This is a genomic window from Vibrio sp. Vb1554 (assembly GCF_033344235.1).
Map to the genome: position 1 here is coordinate 1 of NZ_JAWPOJ010000334.1, position 1,154 is coordinate 1,154.

Annotated in this window: 1 protein-coding gene and 1 pseudogene; one reads left to right on the forward strand and one right to left on the reverse strand. The window is 49.7% G+C overall.

Annotated features, from left to right (window positions below; translation table 11 throughout):
* Nucleotides 1–737, forward strand: a 737-nt coding sequence (locus tag R8N28_RS26085; RefSeq protein WP_318183766.1) for a S1 RNA-binding domain-containing protein, incomplete at its 5' end; no start/stop codon positions are given.
* 135 nt (nt 738–872) lie between these two features.
* On the opposite strand, the pseudogene R8N28_RS26090 reads toward R8N28_RS26085, so the two are convergent.
* Nucleotides 873–1,154, reverse strand: a pseudogene (locus tag R8N28_RS26090) (ATP-dependent Lon protease); the annotation flags it as partial.

The following is a 1,154-nucleotide window of genomic DNA, read 5'->3' on the forward strand; positions in this document are numbered from 1 at the left end:
GTTTCGAAGCACGTACAACTTTGAAGAAAGTGCCTCGTTTAGGTCCTAAGGCGTTCGAGCAGTGTGCGGGTTTCCTTCGTATTATGGATGGTAAAAACCCACTGGATGCCTCTGCAGTGCACCCAGAAGCCTACCCTGTAGTCAAAGCGATTGCTGAGAAGAACAGTAAAGACATCAAAGCACTGATTGGCGATTCGACGTTCCTTAAAGGTCTGCACGCGGTGGATTACACCGATGAGCACTTCGGTGTCCCAACGGTGACCGATATCATCAAAGAGCTGGACAAACCAGGCCGAGACCCTCGTCCGGAGTTCAAAACCGCAACCTTCGCTGAAGGCGTTAACTCGGTTGCAGATCTAGAACCGGGCATGATTCTCGAAGGCGTCGTATCGAACGTGGCCAACTTTGGTGCTTTCGTCGATATTGGTGTTCACCAAGATGGTTTAGTGCACATCTCAGCCCTGACGGATCGTTTCGTTTCTGATCCGCGTGAAGTGGTGAAAGCAGGTGACATCGTTAAAGTGAAAGTGATGGAAGTGGACATACAACGCAAGCGTATCGGTCTATCGATGCGTTTAAACGACGAGCCGGGTCAAGACAACCGTAGCCAACGCTCATCAGCAGCGCCGCGTCGTAATGACCAACCACAACGTCGTCAACCTCGCCGTGATGATTCCTCATCGAACAGCGCGATGGGTGGCGCATTTGCGGCTGCTTTCGCCAAAGCAAAGAAGTAGTCTAGGTTTTAACGGCTGCACTTGAGATATTAAGGTTGCAGCTGGGCGACGGCTTCAAGCATCCAGAAGAAAAAAGAAAACGCTCCAGTCAGTCATGCTGATTGGAGCGTTTTTATTGGATAGGATATTGATTCGTCATAATACTGCTATCACTTCTGACGGGGTATGGGGCACGACCGAATGACCATAATGAAATTTGATCACCTTCCTGCGCTTTTCCATCAATCCTTGGTTGATCGCAGCATCCAAAATGCGCTTCGGTAAACGAAAGCGTATCGCATAGCCCTTTCCCTGATCTTCACTGTACGATTTCAGTGCCAGTAAATCGAAAAGCCTTTCAAGCGTGTCTTCCGGCTCCTCGTGATAACGCGCATCAACTTCATGATCCACTTCGTAATCGGGATGCTCAGAGGGATC